General features: G+C 72.6%; 12 protein-coding genes and 1 tRNA gene. 1 reads left to right on the forward strand and 12 read right to left on the reverse strand.

What is annotated here, in order from left to right; all coding sequences use genetic code 11:
• Nucleotides 1-75: 75 nt before the first annotated feature.
• On the reverse strand, nucleotides 76-705 hold the full coding sequence (locus Q6350_RS09170) for an ANTAR domain-containing response regulator (protein WP_246246285.1): 630 nt from the start codon (nucleotides 703-705) through the stop codon (nucleotides 76-78).
• A gap of 178 nt (nucleotides 706-883) precedes the next feature.
• Here Q6350_RS09170 and Q6350_RS09175 point away from each other — a divergent pair.
• A tRNA-Leu gene (locus Q6350_RS09175) sits at nucleotides 884-957 on the forward strand.
• A gap of 60 nt (nucleotides 958-1,017) precedes the next feature.
• On the opposite strand, the gene pyk is transcribed toward Q6350_RS09175, so the two are convergent.
• The 11 genes from pyk to hisI form a co-directional block, all read right to left on the reverse strand.
• A complete protein-coding gene (gene pyk / locus Q6350_RS09180) occupies nucleotides 1,018-2,457 on the reverse strand; it encodes a pyruvate kinase (RefSeq protein WP_171248301.1) in 1,440 nt (479 codons plus the stop codon).
• A 77-nt stretch (nucleotides 2,458-2,534) separates the two neighbouring features.
• Nucleotides 2,535-4,001: a glutamate synthase subunit beta gene (locus Q6350_RS09185; RefSeq protein WP_304604020.1), complete on the reverse strand. Its 1,467-nt coding sequence runs from the start codon at nucleotides 3,999-4,001 to the stop codon at nucleotides 2,535-2,537.
• On the reverse strand, nucleotides 3,994-8,562 hold the full coding sequence (gene gltB, locus Q6350_RS09190; RefSeq protein ID WP_304604021.1) for a glutamate synthase large subunit: 4,569 nt from the start codon (nucleotides 8,560-8,562) through the stop codon (nucleotides 3,994-3,996). Before gltB ends, Q6350_RS09185 begins: the two co-directional genes overlap by 8 nt.
• A gap of 123 nt (nucleotides 8,563-8,685) precedes the next feature.
• On the reverse strand, nucleotides 8,686-9,708 hold the full coding sequence (gene lgt, locus Q6350_RS09195; RefSeq protein ID WP_304604022.1) for a prolipoprotein diacylglyceryl transferase: 1,023 nt from the start codon (nucleotides 9,706-9,708) through the stop codon (nucleotides 8,686-8,688).
• Nucleotides 9,705-10,550 carry a tryptophan synthase subunit alpha gene (trpA, locus tag Q6350_RS09200; protein ID WP_305065986.1) on the reverse strand — a complete coding sequence of 282 codons (846 nt, stop codon included), beginning with the start codon at nucleotides 10,548-10,550 and terminating at the stop codon, nucleotides 9,705-9,707. Before trpA ends, lgt begins: the two co-directional genes overlap by 4 nt.
• Nucleotides 10,547-11,815, reverse strand: coding sequence for a tryptophan synthase subunit beta (gene trpB, locus Q6350_RS09205; protein WP_216077834.1), 1,269 nt, complete (start codon nucleotides 11,813-11,815; stop codon nucleotides 10,547-10,549). The genes trpA and trpB overlap by 4 nt, the downstream gene beginning before the upstream one ends.
• A gap of 98 nt (nucleotides 11,816-11,913) precedes the next feature.
• Entirely contained in the window at nucleotides 11,914-12,738 is an 825-nt protein-coding gene (gene trpC, locus Q6350_RS09210; protein ID WP_171248296.1) for an indole-3-glycerol phosphate synthase TrpC, read from the reverse strand.
• A gap of 237 nt (nucleotides 12,739-12,975) precedes the next feature.
• Nucleotides 12,976-13,254, reverse strand: a complete 279-nt coding sequence (locus tag Q6350_RS09215; RefSeq protein ID WP_304604024.1) for an HGxxPAAW family protein — start codon at nucleotides 13,252-13,254, stop codon at nucleotides 12,976-12,978.
• A gap of 40 nt (nucleotides 13,255-13,294) precedes the next feature.
• On the reverse strand, nucleotides 13,295-13,894 hold the full coding sequence (locus tag Q6350_RS09220) for a Trp biosynthesis-associated membrane protein (protein ID WP_304604025.1): 600 nt from the start codon (nucleotides 13,892-13,894) through the stop codon (nucleotides 13,295-13,297).
• Nucleotides 13,891-15,492, reverse strand: a complete 1,602-nt coding sequence (locus tag Q6350_RS09225) for an anthranilate synthase component I (RefSeq protein ID WP_304607136.1) — start codon at nucleotides 15,490-15,492, stop codon at nucleotides 13,891-13,893. The genes Q6350_RS09220 and Q6350_RS09225 overlap by 4 nt, the downstream gene beginning before the upstream one ends.
• Complete coding sequence (gene hisI / locus Q6350_RS09230) at nucleotides 15,489-15,884, reverse strand: phosphoribosyl-AMP cyclohydrolase (RefSeq protein ID WP_171248292.1); 396 nt, start codon at nucleotides 15,882-15,884, stop codon at nucleotides 15,489-15,491. The genes Q6350_RS09225 and hisI overlap by 4 nt, the downstream gene beginning before the upstream one ends.
• Nucleotides 15,885-15,891 lie beyond the last annotated feature (7 nt).

Here is a 15,891-nt window from a genome sequence, read left to right on the forward strand (position 1 = left end):
ACGCCCGGGAGGTCACGGAAACGTCACAACTCCCCAGTGACGATAGTCGTCACCGGGGAGTTGCACAAACGACGCTCAGGAGGCGCCGACCTGGTCGATCACCGCGTCGGCGACCTCACGCATGGTCAGGCGACGGTCCATCGACGTCTTCTGGATCCAGCGGAACGACTCCGGCTCGCTCAGGCCCATCTTGGTCATCAGCAGGCCCTTCGCCCGGTCCACCCGCTTGCGGGTCTCGAAGCGGTCCTGGAGGTCGGCGACCTCGGCCTCCAGCGCCCCGATCTGCTGGTAGCGGGAGATCGCGATCTCGACCGCGGGCAGCAGGTCGGCCGGGGTGAACGGCTTGACGACGTAGGCCATCGCGCCGGCGTCACGCGCGCGCTCGACGAGCTCGGTCTGGGAGAAGGCGGTGAGCAGCACGACAGGTGCGGCGTGGGCCTTGCCGATGCGCTCCGCGGCGGAGATGCCGTCCAGCTCGGGCATCTTGACGTCCATCACCACGACGTCGGGCTTGAGCTCGGTCGCCAGGTTGACGGCCGTCTCGCCGTCGCCGGCCTCCCCGACCACGTCGAAGCCGGCCTCCCGGAGCGTCTCGACGACGTCCATGCGGATGAGGGCCTCGTCCTCGGCCACGACGGCACGGCGCGCGGGCTTGCCCGTGGCGGGCGCCTGCTCCGGCGACGCGGCGGACTCCTGGTCGATCATCGGGGGCAGGTCGAGCGGCAGCTTCTCGTCGGTCACAGGGAACATCGTAATCCCCCGGGCCGCTGGTCGTGCACCCCGTGGGACGGACGCCACGTGTGACCGTGCGCACGGGCCCGGTCACCGCCGGGCGGATTGGGCCGGTGCGTGCCGGTGTGGTTCGATGGTGCGCAGCCTCCACGCCCCGGTAGCCCAACCGGCAGAGGCGTTCGGCTCAAACCCGATCCAGTGTGGGTTCGAATCCCACCCGGGGCACACGAAAGGGCCCGGACCGCGGCTGCGGTCCGGGCCCCTCGTCGTCTCAGCCTGAGCGCGTCACTCGGCGATCGCGTGGGCGTCGGTCTGGCTGCCGACCTTGTGCACGAGGATCGAGTTCGTCGTGCCCGGGACGCCCACCGGCGCTCCCGAGACGATGACGACGCGGTCGCCGACCTCGGCCAGGCCGTTGGCCTGGAGCGTCTGGTCGACCTGGCTGACCATCGCGTCGACCGAGCCGACCTTCGGCACCTGGTAGCTGACGGTGCCCCAGGTCAGGGCCAGGACGTTGCGGACCGACTCCTCCGGGGTGAAGGCCAGCAGCGGGATGCCCGACCGCAGGCGCGACATGCGCTTGGCCGAGTCGCCGGACTGGGTGAAGGTGACCAGGTACTTGGCCTCCAGCGAGGCACCGATCTCCGCCGCTGCGCGCGTGATGATGCCGCCGCGGGTGTGCGGCGTGGAGCCGAGCGGTGCGATGCGCTCGCGCCCCGCACCCTCCGTGGCCTCGATGATCGAGGCCATCGTCTTGACCGTGAGGATCGGGTAGTCGCCCACCGACGTCTCGCCGGAGAGCATGACCGCGTCGGCGCCGTCCAGCACCGCGTTCGCGCAGTCCGAGGCCTCGGCACGGGTCGGACGGGGGCTGGTGGTCATCGACTCCAGCACCTGCGTGGCGACGATGACGGGCTTGGCGTTGCGCCGCGCCATCTCGACGATCCGCTTCTGCACGAGCGGCACCTGCTCGAGGGGCATCTCGACGGCGAGGTCACCACGGGCGACCATGAATCCGTCGAACGCGGCGACGACCTCGTCGAGGTTGTCGACGGCCTGCGGCTTCTCGATCTTGGCGATGACCGGGACGACCCGGCCCTCCTCGTCCATGATCTTGCGGACGTCGTCGTAGTCGGCGGCGTTGCGCACGAAGGACAGCGCGATGAGGTCGGCGCCCATGCGCAGCGCCCAGCGCAGGTCGTCGGTGTCCTTCTCGCTCAGCGCGGGCACGGACACCGCCACGCCGGGCAGGTTGAGGCCCTTGTTGTTGGAGACCGGACCGGGCACCTCGACCGTGGTGACGACACGCGGACCCTCGACCGCGGTGACCCGCACGCGGACCTTGCCGTCGTCGATGAGGATCGGGTCGCCGACGCGGGCGTCCTGCGGCAGACCCTGGTGCGTGGTGGAGACGAGCTCACGGGTCCCCACGACGTCCTCGGTCGTGATCGTGAGGGTGTCGCCCTCGTTGAGGAAGTGCTTCTCGTCACCGTCGAACCGCCCGAGGCGGATCTTCGGGCCCTGCAGGTCGACGAGGACGGCGACGTTGCGTCCCGCCTCCTTCGCCGCCGTGCGCACCCCGTGGTACACGTTCTCGTGCTCCGACTGCTCACCGTGGCTCCGGTTGATCCGGGCCACGTCCATACCCGCGTCGACCAGCTCCCGGAGCTTCTCCGGGGACGCCGTCGCGGGTCCGATGGTGCACACGATCTTCGCTCTGCGCATGTCTCCAGCCTCGTCGTCGTACCGCCCCGCGCCTGCCGGGGCGTGCCCGGGCGCCACGGCGGCGCCCGGATCCGTTGTCATCCTCTCAGGGCGACGGTGCGGGGGCCCACCGGGGCCGGCAGCTCCGTGGTTCCCTGCAGGTACGCGTCGGCAGCCGCGGCCGCCGCCCGCCCCTCGGCGATCGCCCACACGATGAGCGACTGCCCTCGGCCGGCGTCGCCGGCCACGAACACGCCCGGCAGCGAGGACGCGTAGTCGTCCCGGCGCTGCACGAGACCGCGCGACGTCGTCTCCGCACCCGTCTGGTCGACCAGGTCGTCGACCTCCGGACCGGTGAAGCCCATCGCGATGAGCACCAGGTCGGCCGGGATCTCGTGCTCGGTACCCGGCTTCGGCACCCGTCGCCCGTCCTCGAGGTATTCCGTCTCGGCGACCTTGAGCGCCCGCACCGCCTTCTGGTCGTCCCCGAGGAACTCGACGGTGGACGCCAGGAACTGCCGCTCGCCGCCCTCCTCGTGCGAGCTCGAGACCTCGAACAGGATCGGGTCCGTGGGCCACGGCTGGTGCGGGGGCCGCTCGGTCGGCGGCTGCTTGCCGATCGCGAGGGTCGTCACGCTCGCGGCGCCCTGGCGCAGCGACGTCCCGACGCAGTCGGAACCGGTGTCACCGCCGCCGATGACCACGACGTGCTTGCCCTCGGCCGTCGGCGCACCCTTCACCGGGTGGCCGGCCACCGCCTTGTTCGACGGGGTGAGGAAGTCCATGGCGTACTCGACCCCGTCGAGCTCCCGGCCGGGGATCGCCAGGTCGCGCGGGACGGTGGCCCCCGTGGCGATGACCACGGAGTCGAACCGACGGCGCAGCGCGTCCCAGGTGAGGTCCCGGCCGATCTCGACGCCGGCGCGGAACCGGGTTCCCTCGGCCTCCATCTGCTCCATGCGCCGCTCGATGTGGTACTTCTCGAGCTTGAAGTCCGGGATGCCGTAGCGCAGCAGTCCGCCGATGGCGTCGTCGCGCTCGTACACCACGACGGTGTGCCCGGCCCGGGTCAGCTGCTGGGCCGCGGCCAGACCGGCCGGGCCCGAGCCGACGACGGCGACGGTCTTGCCCGTCAGCCGCTGCGGCACCTGCGGCACCACGAGCCCGCGCTCGAAGGCCTCGTCGATGATCGAGACCTCGATGTTCTTGATGGTCACCGCCGGCTGGTTGATGCCCAGCACACAGCTCGTCTCGCACGGCGCCGGGCACACACGACCGGTGAACTCCGGGAAGTTGTTCGTCGCGTGCAACCGCTCGATCGCGTCCGCCCACTGGTCGGTGCGCACGAGGTCGTTCCACTCCGGGATGAGGTTGCCCAGCGGGCACCCCTGGTGGCAGAACGGGATGCCGCAGTCCATGCAGCGTCCGGCCTGCTCCTTGAGGAACGGCTGGCCGTCCTCACGGACCGCGTGCGTGTCCTTCCAGTCCCGCAGGCGGACCTCGACGGGCCTGCTCGGCGGGAGCTCTCGCTCCCGCACCTTGAGGAATCCACGGGGATCAGCCACGAGCCACCTCCATGATGCGCTCCCACAGCGTCGGGTCGAAGTCGTCGCCCTCGCCGAGCGGCGTCCCCGCCGACTCGGCCTCGGCCAGCGCGACGCGCACGTTGGCCCATCCGGGCGGGAGGACGCGCGAGAACCGGGCCCGCGTGCCCTCGTCGGCCAGGAGCTCGGCCGCGACCGGCGAGCCGGTCTCGTCGAGGTGCCGCTGCAGCAGCACCGAGACCCGCTCCCAGTCCTCGTCCGAGAGCGCGCCGACGACGAGCTCTCCGGAGGCGACGGCGGCGGCGTTCATCGCCCCGTCGCGCAGGTCGAGCACGTACGCCATGCCACCGGACATGCCGGCACCGAAGTTGCGGCCGGTGGGGCCCAGCACGAGCACCTCACCGCCCGTCATGTACTCGCACCCGTGGTCGCCCACGCCCTCGACGACGAGCGACGCCCCCGAGTTGCGCACGCCGAAGCGCTCGCCCACCCGACCGCGCAGGTAGATCTCGCCCGAGGTGGCGCCGTAGCCGATGACGTTGCCGGCGATGACGTTCGCCGCACCCTCGAGCACGGCGGCCTTGTCCGGGCGGACGACCAGCAGACCGCCGGAGAGGCCCTTGCCGACGTAGTCGTTCGCGTCGCCGTACAGGCGCAGGGTCACACCGCGCGGCACGAACGCGCCGAACGACTGCCCGGCGGACCCGGTGAGGGTGACGTCGATCGTGCCGTCGGGCAGTCCGTCGCCGTGGTAGCGCTTGGTCACCTCGTGACCGAGCATCGTGCCGACCGTGCGGTTCACGTTCCGCACCGGCAGCTCGATCCGCACCGGCCGGCCGTCCTCCAGCGCGGGCTGCGCCTGGGCGATCAGCTGCTGATCCAGCGCCTTGTCCAGACCGTGGTCCTGGTCGTGGGTGCGGTGCAGGGAGGACCCCTCCACGGGCTCGACGCGCTCCAGCACCGGTCCCAGGTCCAGGCCCTGCGCCTTCCAGTGGTCGATCACGCGGCGCGTGTCCAGGCGCTGGACCTGGCCGACGGCCTCCTCGACGGACCGGAACCCGAGGGCGGCCAGGTGCTCACGCACCTCCTGGGCGATGTACTCGAAGAAGTTCACGACGAACTCCGCCTTGCCGGTGAACCGGCGGCGCAGCTCGGGGTTCTGCGTCGCGACGCCGACCGGGCAGGTGTCCAGGTGGCAGACGCGCATCATGATGCAGCCCGACACGACCATCGGGGCCGTCGCGAAGCCGAACTCCTCGGCGCCCAGCAGCGCCGCCACGACGACGTCGCGGCCGGTCTTCATCTGGCCGTCCACCTGCACCGTGATGCGGTCGCGCAGGTTGTTCAGCACGAGCGTCTGCTGGGTCTCGGCCAGGCCGATCTCCCACGGCGTCCCCGCGTGCTTGAGCGAGGTCAGCGGGCTCGCGCCCGTGCCGCCGTCGTGCCCGGAGATCAGCACGACGTCCGCGTGCGCCTTGGACACGCCCGTGGCCACGGTGCCGACGCCGAACTCGGAGACGAGCTTGACGTGCACCCGCGCGCTCGGGTTGGCGTTCTTGGCGTCGTGGATCAGCTGCGCCAGGTCCTCGATGGAGTAGATGTCGTGGTGCGGCGGCGGCGAGATCAGTCCGACGCCGGGCGTCGAGTGCCGGGTCTTGGCCACCCACGGGTACACCTTGGGCCCCGGGAGCTGCCCACCCTCGCCGGGCTTGGCGCCCTGGGCCAGCTTGAGCTGGATGTCGTCGGCCTGCGTGAGGTACTCGCTGGTGACGCCGAACCGGCCCGAGGCGATCTGCTTGACGCGGGAGCGGCGCTCCGGGTCGTACAGCCGCTCGGTGTCCTCGCCGCCCTCGCCCGAGTTCGACCGCCCGCCGAGCTGGTTCATCGCGATCGCCAGGGTCTCGTGCATCTCCTGGCTGATGGCGCCGTAGGACATCGCACCGGTGTTGAACCGCTTGACGATCTCGCTGACCGGCTCGACCTCGTCGATCGGCACGGGCTCGCGGTCACCGGTGAACTCCAGCAGACCGCGCAGCGTCATGAGCCGCTCGGACTGCTCGTCCACCCGTTGGGTGTACTGGCGGAAGATGTCCATCCGGCCCGTCCGGGTCGCGTGCTGCAACCGGAACACCGTCTCCGGGTCGAAGAGGTGCTCCTCGCCGTCGCGGCGCCACTGGTACTCGCCGCCGGTGGTCAGTCGCTGGTGCGGCGTGTGGTTCCCCGAGGCGGGGTAGGCCTCGGCGTGGCGCGCCGCGGTCTCGGCCGCGATCACGTCGAGCCCGATGCCGGCCAGGCGGCTGGTCGTGCCGGTGAAGTAGTCCTCGACGAGCTCGTGGGACAGGCCCACGGCCTCGAAGACCTGCGCCCCGCGGTAGGACATGATCGTCGAGATGCCCATCTTGGACATCACCTTGAGCACACCCTTGCCGAGCGCCGTGATGAGGTTGCGCACGGCGGCCTCGGGCGTCACCTGCAGGTAGCCGCGCCGGGCGAGGTCCTCCACGGTCTCCATGGCCAGGTACGGGTTGATCGCGGCGGCGCCGTAGCCGATGAGCAGCGCCACGTGGTGGACCTCGCGCACGTCGCCGGCCTCGACGACCAGCGAGATCTGGGTGCGGGTGTGCCGGCGCAGCAGGTGGTGGTGCACCGCGGAGGTGAGCAGCAGCGACGGGATCGGGGCCCGCTCGGCGTCGGAGTCGCGGTCGGACAGGACGATGTGCGTCGCCCCCGCCTCGATCTCGGCGTCGACCTGGGCGAAGATCTCCTCAAGACGGGCCTGCAGCGCGCGGCCACCGCCCGAGACGTCGTAGAGCCCCCGCACGATGACGGCCCGGAACTCGCCCTCGAGCCGCGGGTCGCGCTCGATGCGCACGATCTTGGCCAGCTCGTCGTTGTCGAGCACGGGGAACGGCAGCACGAGCTTGCGGGCGTGCAGCGGCGAGTCGTCGAGCAGGTTCGGCTCCGGGCCGATGGCGCTGCCGATGGAGGTCACCAGCTGCTCGCGGATCGAGTCCAACGGCGGGTTGGTGACCTGCGCGAACATCTGCGTGAAGTAGTCGAACAGCAGGCGCGGCCGGTTCGACAGCACCGCCACCGGGGTGTCCGAGCCCATGGCGCCCAGCGGCTCCGCCGACGTGTTGGCCATCGGGGTCAGGATGACCTTGAGCTCCTCGGACGTGTAGCCGAACGCGCGCTGGCGCCGCTGCACGGACGCCGGCGAGTGCGCGACGTGCTCGCGCTCCGGCAGGGAGTCCAGGGAGATCGAGTTCTGCTCGATCCACTCGCCGTAGGGGCGCTGCGAGGCGAGCTGGGACTTGATCTCGTCGTCCTCGACGATCCGCCCCTGCGCGGTGTCCACGAGGAACATCCGGCCCGGCTCCAGCCGGCCCTTGCGGACCACGGTGGCCGGGTCGAGGTCGAGCACGCCCGCCTCGGAGCTGAGCACGATGAGGCCGTCCTCGGTGACCCAGAAGCGGCCCGGGCGCAGACCGTTGCGGTCCAGCACGGCGCCGATGAGCGTGCCGTCGGTGAAGGTCAGGCAGGCCGGACCGTCCCACGGCTCGATGAGGTTGGCGTGGTACTGGTAGAACGCCCGCCGGGCGGGGTCCATCTCGTCGTGGTTCTCCCACGCCTCGGGGATCATCATCAGCACCGAGTGCGGCAGCGACCGGCCCGACAGGTGCAGCAGCTCCAGCACCTCGTCGAAGCTCGCCGAGTCGCTGGACCCCGGGCTGCACACCGGCAGCAGCGGGTCCAGGTCCCCCAGCGCCTCGCTGCCCAGCTGGCCCTCGCGGGCCGCCATCCAGTTGCGGTTGCCGCGCACGGTGTTGATCTCGCCGTTGTGGGCCACGAGGCGGAAGGGCTGCGCCAGCGGCCACGACGGGAACGTGTTGGTCGAGAACCGGGAGTGGACCAGCGCGATCTCGGAGGCGTAGCGCGGGTCGGACAGGTCCGGGAAGAAGGGCTCGAGCTGCGCCGTGGTCAGCATGCCCTTGTAGGTGATGGTGCGGGCCGACAGCGAGGCGAGGAAGAGCTCGAGCTCGTTCTCGGCACGCTTGCGCAGCCGGTAGGCGCGACGGTCGAGCTCGAGGTCCGCCAGCTCGCGCTGCGGGTCGGCGACGACCACCTGACGGAACGTCGGCATCGAGGCGCGGGCGGTCGGCCCGACGAGGTCGGCCGTGACCGGGACGTCACGCCAGGCGAGCACGTCGAGCTTCTCCTCGGCGGCGATCGCCTCGAAGCGGTGGGCCATCGCGTCCGCCGCCTCGGCGTCGCGGGGCAGGAAGGCCATCCCGATCGCGTACCGGCCCGCCGGGGGCAGCTCGGCGTCCACGACGTCGCGCAGGAACGCGTCCGGGATCTGGGTCAGGATGCCGGCGCCGTCACCGCTGTTCTCCTCGGCACCGACCGCTCCGCGGTGGTCGAGGTTGAGCAGGGCGGTGAGACCGGCGTCGACGATGTCGCGGCCGGGGGTTCCTCGCAGGGTCGCGACGAACGCGACACCACAGGCGTCGTGCTCGGTCGCCGGGTCGTAGAGGCCCTGCGCCTCGGGGGGCGCGACCCAGTGCTGCGGCGTGGTCATCAACACCGTCCTCCTGTGCGCCCGCACGCGGGCGCGTCTCGTGCATGGATGGGACGGGACGTCGTTGGCCCGTAGGGACTGCTGGGCGGGACCGGCCGGGGTGGTTCCCCTGCCGGCGCCGCCCTAGGTGCGTGGGGCCGGGTCCTGGTCGGTCCCGGCCGCCGACGCGTCCTGGTCGGTCGTACCTGTCGTCTCGGTGACCTCCTCGTCCGGGGCGGACTCGTCCGTCCCCGAGGGAGCGTCGTCGGTCTCGGTCGGTGCATCGGTGACCTGCCGTTCGCCGTCCTCACGACCGGGCAGGGCGACACCGTCCTCGCGACCGGGACGCAGCCGACCGATGACGACGAACGCGACGACGGCACCCAGGCCGACGATGATCGACGTCCACACGTTCAGCCGCAGCCCGAGCACCATCTCGGCGGTGTCGATGCGGAGCATCTCGATCCACACCCTACCGAGGGTGTAGATCGCGACGTAGGCCCAGAATACCCTCCCATGACCGAGTCTGTACCGGCGGTCGAGCCAGATGAGAAGCGCGGCGGCCGCCAGGTTCCACAGCATCTCGTAGAGGAAGGTCGGGTGGAACAGGGTTCCGGCGGCGTACTCCACCCCGGTGGCCGGGTCGACCGGGAGGTACTCCGCGTCGATCTCGAGCCCCCAGGGCAGCTCGGTCGGGGCGCCGAAGAGCTCCTGGTTGAACCAGTTGCCGAGGCGCCCGATCGCCTGGGCGACGAGCAGGCCGGGGGCCAGGGCGTCGGCGAACGTGCTCAGTCGCACTCCCTGGCGGCGGCAGCCGATCCACGCACCGACGGCCCCGAGCGCGACGGCGCCCCAGATGCCCAGACCGCCCTCCCAGATGTAGAGCGCCCGGACGGGGTCGCCGTTCTCCCCCCAGTACGCGTCGGGCGAGGAGATGACGTGGTAGATGCGGCCGCCGATGATGCCGAAGGGAACGGCCCAGAAGGCGATCTCCAGCACGTCGTCGGGGTCGCCACCCCGGTCCTTCCACCGGCGCATGGTCATCCAGACGGCCACGACGATGCCGGCCAGGATCGCCAGCGCGTAGGCGCGCAACGGCAACGGTCCCAGGTACCACGTGTGCTCGGGCGGGCTCGGGATCGCGGTCACGAGACGGTCGACGGTCATACGTCACCCCCGCCGGTGCGGGCGCGGGCCACGCCGTCGGCCAGGTCACGCGTGACCTCGGCCAGCGCGGTCAGACGGTCGGACCAGGGCTCCTCGCCCAGCAGGGTCCGGACGAAGGCCGAGCCGACGATCACGCCGTCGGCGTAGCGCCCCACCTCGGCGGCCTGGTCGCCGGTCGAGACGCCCAGGCCCACGCACACGTGGGACGCCCCGGCGGCACGGGTGTCGGCCACGAGCTGCTCGGCCCGGCGACCCACCGAGGCGCGCGCACCCGTGACGCCCATCGTCGAGGCGGCGTAGACGAACCCGCGCGAGGCCTTCGCCGTCAGCCGCAGGCGTTCCGGGGTCGAGCTCGGCGCGACGAGGTAGACCTTGTCCAGGCCGTGCTCGTCCGCGGCGGCGTTCCAGGCGTCCCCCTCGTCGGGGATGAGGTCCGGCGTGATCATGCCGGCGCCGCCCGCGGCCGCGAGGTCCCGGGCGAACGCGGCCACGCCGTAGCGCAGCACCGGGTTGTAGTACGACATCACCAGCGCCGGGACCTGACCGCCGGAACGCTCCGCCACGGCCTCCACGACACGCAGCACGTCCCGCACCCGGGCACCGCCGCGCAGGGCCGCCTCGGCGGCCTCCTGGATCACCGGGCCGTCCATGACCGGGTCCGAGTAGGGCACCCCGATCTCCACGACGTCCACCCCGGCGTCGACCATGGTCGTCACGGCCTCCACCGAGCGCTCCACGTCGGGGTAGCCGACGGGCAGGTAGCCCACCAGGGCGGGCCGACCCTGCGCGCGCAGCGCGTCGAGGCGGGCCGCCGTCGCCGACGTCGTCACGGTTCCGGTCACTGGTCCCCCTCGGTCGCCGGCTCCTCGTGCAGCAGGCCGAACCAGCGCGCCGCCGTGGCCACGTCCTTGTCCCCCCGTCCGGAGAGGTTCACCAGGATCACCTGGTCCCGCAGGCCGGCGTCGGCCATCCGGCGGCCGACCCTCAGCACGCCGGCGAGGGCGTGCGCGGACTCGATCGCGGGGATGATGCCCTCGGTCCGGCACAGCAGGCGGAACGCCTCCATCGCCTCGTCGTCGGTCACGGGTTCGTAGGTCGCCCGGCCGATGTCGTGCAGCCACGAGTGCGCCGGGCCGACGCTGGGATAGTCCAGGCCCGCCGAGACGGAATGGCTCGGGCGGGTCTGGCCGTCGTCGTCCTGCAGCAGGTACGAGCGCGCCCCGTGCAGCACCCCCGGCGCACCACCGGAGAACCGGGCCGCGTGCCGACCGGACTCGATGCCCTCGCCGCCGGCCTCGAACCCGTAGAGCGCGACGCCGTCGTCGTCCAGGAAGGCGTTGAAGATCCCCAGGGCGTTCGAGCCGCCGCCGACGCAGGCCGCCACGGCGTCCGGCAGCCTCCCGACGCGCTCGAGCACCTGCTCGCGCGCCTCGGTGCCGATGATGCGGTGGAACTCGCGCACCATCTCGGGGAACGGGTGCGGCCCGGTGACGGTCCCGAGCAGGTAGTGCGTCGAGTCGACGTTGGTGACCCAGTCGCGCAGGGCCTCGTTGATGGCGTCCTTGAGGGTCCGGGTGCCGAGGGCGACCGGGACGACGGTCGCGCCCAGCAGCTCCATCCGCGCCACGTTGAGCGCCTGGCGCCGCGTGTCCTCCTCGCCCATGTAGACGACGCACTCCAGGCCCATGAGGGCCGCGGCCGTCGCGGTCGCGACGCCGTGCTGGCCGGCACCCGTCTCGGCGATCACCCGGGACTTGCCCATGCGCTTGACCAGCAGCGCCTGGCCGAGCACGTTGTTGATCTTGTGCGAGCCGGTGTGGTTCAGGTCCTCCCGCTTGAGGAACACGCGCACGGCGTCACCGCCGGCGTGCTCGGCGAAGCGCGGCACCTCGGTCAGCGGCGACGGACGGCCGGTGTACTCGCGGTGCAGCCGGCTCAGGTCCGCCGCGAACCCGGGGTCCTGCTGCGCCTTGCGGAACTCGGCCTCCAGCTCGTCGAGGGCGGCGATCAGGGCCTCGGGGACGTAGCGGCCGCCGAACTCGCCGAAGTACGGGCCGTGGACGTCGGCGAGCCGACCGGCGTCCTGGTCGGCCAGGGTCTCGGTCAGCGCGTCGCGCACGGGCTGGTCGGACTGCTCGGGCACAGGCGCTCCTTCATGACGGACGGGACGGATGGTGGGTCGGGTGCGGGGTGGGCGGCCGGCCCTCAGGGCTGGACGGCGGGGCGTACCGACCACAGCGAGGGGTGCTGCCCGGCCGCGACGAGGTCGGCGACGGACCGGCGCGGTTCGCCGTCGGTCACCAGGGCCTCCCCCACCAGCACGGCGTGCGCACCGGACCGCGCGTACTCCATGACGTCGTGCGGGCCCCGGACGCCGGACTCGGCGACGCGGACGACGTCGTCGGGGATCAGCGGTGCGAGCTGGGCGAACGTGTCCCGGCGCACCTCGAGGGTCTTGAGGTCCCGGGCGTTGACGCCGATCACGCGGGCACCGGCGTCGAGGGCACGGTGCACCTCGTCGGCGGTGTGCACCTCGACCAGAGCGGTCATGCCCAGGGAGTGGACGCGTTCGATCAGCGACGTGAGCACGGTCTGCTCCAGGGCCGCGACGATCAGCAGCACCAGGTCGGCGCCGTGGGCCCGGGCCTCCCAGACCTGGTACGGGGTGACGACGAAGTCCTTGCGCAGCACGGGCACGTCGACGGTCGCACGCACGGCGTCCAGGTCGGCGAGGCTGCCGCCGAACCGGCGCTGCTCGGTCAGCACCGAGATCACGCTGGCGCCGCCGGCGGCGTACTCCTCGGCCAGGGCCGCCGGGTCGCTGATGGGGGCCAGGTCGCCCTTGGAGGGGCTCGACCGCTTGACCTCGGCGATCACGGCGACGCGGTCCTCGGAGCGAAGCATCGCGCAGCACTCCAGGGCCCCGGGAACCCGTGCAGCGCGCTGCTTGAGCTCCGCGAGCGAGGTCCGTGCCTGACGGTCCGCGAGGTCCGCCCGGACCCCGGCGACGATGTCCTCCAGGACTGTCATGCTTTCCCCTCCCCCGGATGTGTTCCTTGCCATGGTAGGCCGGTCACGCGGTGGTCAGGACCACCGACCGCTGGGCGAGACGCCCCGACGGCACCCTCACGCTGCTCCCGGCGGCCCGGAGGCCACATCGTTATCTCCTCGTGACGCGCGGCGCCGGGACGCCGACGCCCCCGGGAACGACGACGGCGCCCGGACCCGGGAGGGGGTCGGGGCGCCGTCGTGGCGGTCGGGGACGGGTCAGCTCGAGGCCGGCTCTTCCTGCGTCCGGGCGCCCTGTCGGGGCTGTCCGTAGCCCATGTTGCGCATGACCAGACCGACCAGGCAGGACACGACCACGACGCCCATCCCGACCCAGAAGAGCGCGAAGGGCACGCCCGGCAGGCAGCCGAGCGAGGCCAGCAGCGCACCGAGGATGACGCCGGTCATCGCGGTCCACGCGGCCAGGGTGTGACCGTGATTGGTGGGCGGGACCGCTTCCGGCAGGTACGTCGGCTCAGCGGTGCGGTGGTCGGTCATGGGTGGGGACAGCCTTTCGTCACGAAGTTCAGGGATCAGACTACCGGTCGGAGGACGGGTCGGTGCCGCGGGAGAGCGCGTCCCAGTCCGCCTGCGCGTCGGCGGCGTCGTCGTCCGTCCGGGGCTCCTCGCCACCGGCGGTCGCGACGGGGCCGCCCGCACGTTCGTGCCGACCCCCGGTGGCCGGCCAGGAACCGGCGCCGACCAGGCCGAGCACGGCCACGACGGCGATGCCCGCACCGGCGACGACCGCCAGCCAGGGCCAGGGCGTCAGCGACACGGGCGCCGTGAGCTCGGTCACCCCGGCCGCGTCGGCGGCGGCCGTCACGGCGGGCCCGACCGGGTCGCGCAGGACGGCCGCCGTCCCGCCGACGACGGCCAGTCCCGCCAGCACCGCCACGACCAGCGCCACCCGGCGCGCGACGCGACCGGCCAGGGTCGTCGCCAGGGCGCACGCCACGGTGACGAACGCGGCGGCGCTCACCACCGGTGCCGCCGAGGTGCCGGCGACCTCGACGGTCACCTCCGGCTGCAGCGCCGTCGCCACCGTGGTGCGCAGCCACACCGGCGCCGAGACCCCGAACGTCGCCGCGCCGAGCAGCAGCAGCAGCGCGACCGCCCGGCCGCGCGACCGGATCATGACGCCCGCCCGGCGGAGAGGTCCGCGAACTGTGCCGCGAGCTGCACGGCGCGCACCGCGGCGGCCGCCTTGTTGCGCGACTCGGCGTACTCCAGGGCGGGCACCGAGTCGGCGACGATGCCCCCGCCGGCCTGGACCGACGCCCGGCCCTCCCGCAGGAACGCCGTCCGGATCGCGATGGCCATGTCCATGTTGCCGCCGAAGTCCAGGTACCCGCAGGTCCCGCCGTAGATCCCGCGCGAGGCGGGTTCGAGCTCGTCGATCAGCGCGATCGCCCGTGGCTTGGGCGCCCCGGACAGCGTCCCCGCCGGGAAGGTCGCCCTGAACGTCTCCAGCGCGGTCGCCCCGGGGCGGAGGCGCCCCACGACGGTCGAGCACAGGTGCATGATGTGGCTGAACCGGCGCGTGACCATGAACTCCACGACCTCGACGCTCGTGGGCTCGCACACCTTGACCAGGTCGTTGCGGGACAGGTCCACGAGCATCAGGTGCTCGGCGCGCTCCTTGGGATCGGCGATGAGCTCCTCGGCCAGGGCGACGTCCTCCTCGACCGTCGCCCCGCGCGGCCGGGACCCGGCGATCGGATACGTCGTCACGTGGCCCGCGTCGACCTTCACCAGCGTCTCGGGGCTGGAACCGACGACGGCGAAGTCCCGCTCGCGGTGGTCACGGAGCTGGAAGTAGTACATGTACGGGCTGGGGTTGATGGTCCGCAGCGCCCGGTAGACGTCGAGCGGCGCGGCCGGGCAGTCGAGGTCGAGCCGCTGCGAGAGCACGACCTGGAAGACCTCGCCCTCGCGGATCGCCTCCTTGCCGGCCCGGACGGCGTCCTCGAACTCGTCCCGGGTGGACCGGAACTCCAGCTCGGGGCCCGCGACGTCCGGGTCCACGACGGTGCGCACCGGCGTCGTCGGCTCCGCGAGACCCGCCGCGAGCCGGTCCAGCCGCGACACCGCGTCGGCGTGCGCCTCGTCCACCCGCTCGTCGGTGCCGTCGGCGTTGATCGCGTTGGCGATGAGCCACACCGCACCGGAGTGGTGGTCGACGGCCACCAGGTCGGTCGCCAGGGACAGCGCGACCTCCGGCACGTCGAGCTCGTCCGGGGCCTCGGCGGGCAGCGTCGGCTCCCAGTGCCGGACCACGTCCCAGCCCATCGCCCCGACGAACCCGCCGGTCAGGGGCGGCAGCCCGTCGATCGGCTCCGTGCGCAACGCCTGCAGCGCGGCCTCGAGCACCTCCAGGACATCACCCTCGGTCGGGATCCCGGCCGGGACGTCGCCGTGCCAGACGGCGCGGCCGCCGTCCGACAGCAGGGTCGCCCGCGAGCGCACCCCGACGAACGACCAGCGGGCCCACGCGCCGCCGGCCTCGGCGGACTCCAGGACGAACGTGCCGGGCCGGTCCTGCGCCAGCGTGCGGTACAGCCCGACCGGCGTCACGTCGTCGGCCAGGACGCGACGCACCACCGGGATGACGCGGCGGTCCCGCGCCAGCTCGCGGAAGGCGCCCAGCCCCGGCCACGTGGCACCCCAGGTGAGCTCGTCGGCCGTCGGCGCGACGGCGGGAGCCTGGGCGGAGGGGGAGGCAGAGGTCGTCACCGGGTCTCCTCGGCGGTCTCGTCGGGACGGTGGCCGACGACGGCGGGCAGCTCGCCGCCGGCCTCGAAGCAGGTGCGCGTGCCCGTGTGGCAGGCGGCACCGACCTGGTCGACACGGACGAGCAGGGTGTCGCCGTCGCAGTCGAGCGCGACCGACCGCACGTACTGCCGGTGGCCCGAGGTGTCGCCCTTGCGCCAGTACTCCCCGCGGGAGCGGCTCCAGAACGTCACCCGGCCCGTCGTGAGCGTGCGGTGCAGGGCCTCGTCGTCCATCCAGCCGAGCATCAGCACCTCGAGGGTGTCGTGCTGCTGCACGACGGCGGCGACGAGCCCCTGCTCGTCGCGCTTGAGGCGGGCGGCCACGGCGGGGTCGAGGGAGTCCTGGTTGTGCACGCCAGCA

It is taken from the genome of Isoptericola sp. b515 (assembly GCF_030588125.1).
Lineage (GTDB): Bacteria > Actinomycetota > Actinomycetes > Actinomycetales > Cellulomonadaceae > Isoptericola > Isoptericola sediminis.

Excerpts from the sequence above, each read along its gene's own strand:
- Q6350_RS09215 (WP_304604024.1), bottom strand. The coding sequence starts at position 13,254 with ATGACCGACCACCGCACCGCTGAGCCGACGTACCTGCCGGAAGCGGTC.
- pyk (WP_171248301.1), bottom strand. The coding sequence starts at position 2,457 with ATGCGCAGAGCGAAGATCGTGTGCACCATCGGACCCGCGACGGCGTCC.
- trpC (WP_171248296.1), bottom strand. The coding sequence starts at position 12,738 with ATGACAGTCCTGGAGGACATCGTCGCCGGGGTCCGGGCGGACCTCGCG.
- gltB (WP_304604021.1), bottom strand. The coding sequence starts at position 8,562 with ATGACCACGCCGCAGCACTGGGTCGCGCCCCCCGAGGCGCAGGGCCTC.
- Q6350_RS09220 (WP_304604025.1), bottom strand. The coding sequence starts at position 13,894 with ATGATCCGGTCGCGCGGCCGGGCGGTCGCGCTGCTGCTGCTGCTCGGC.
- Q6350_RS09170 (WP_246246285.1), bottom strand. The coding sequence starts at position 705 with ATGATCGACCAGGAGTCCGCCGCGTCGCCGGAGCAGGCGCCCGCCACG.
- lgt (WP_304604022.1), bottom strand. The coding sequence starts at position 9,708 with ATGACCGTCGACCGTCTCGTGACCGCGATCCCGAGCCCGCCCGAGCAC.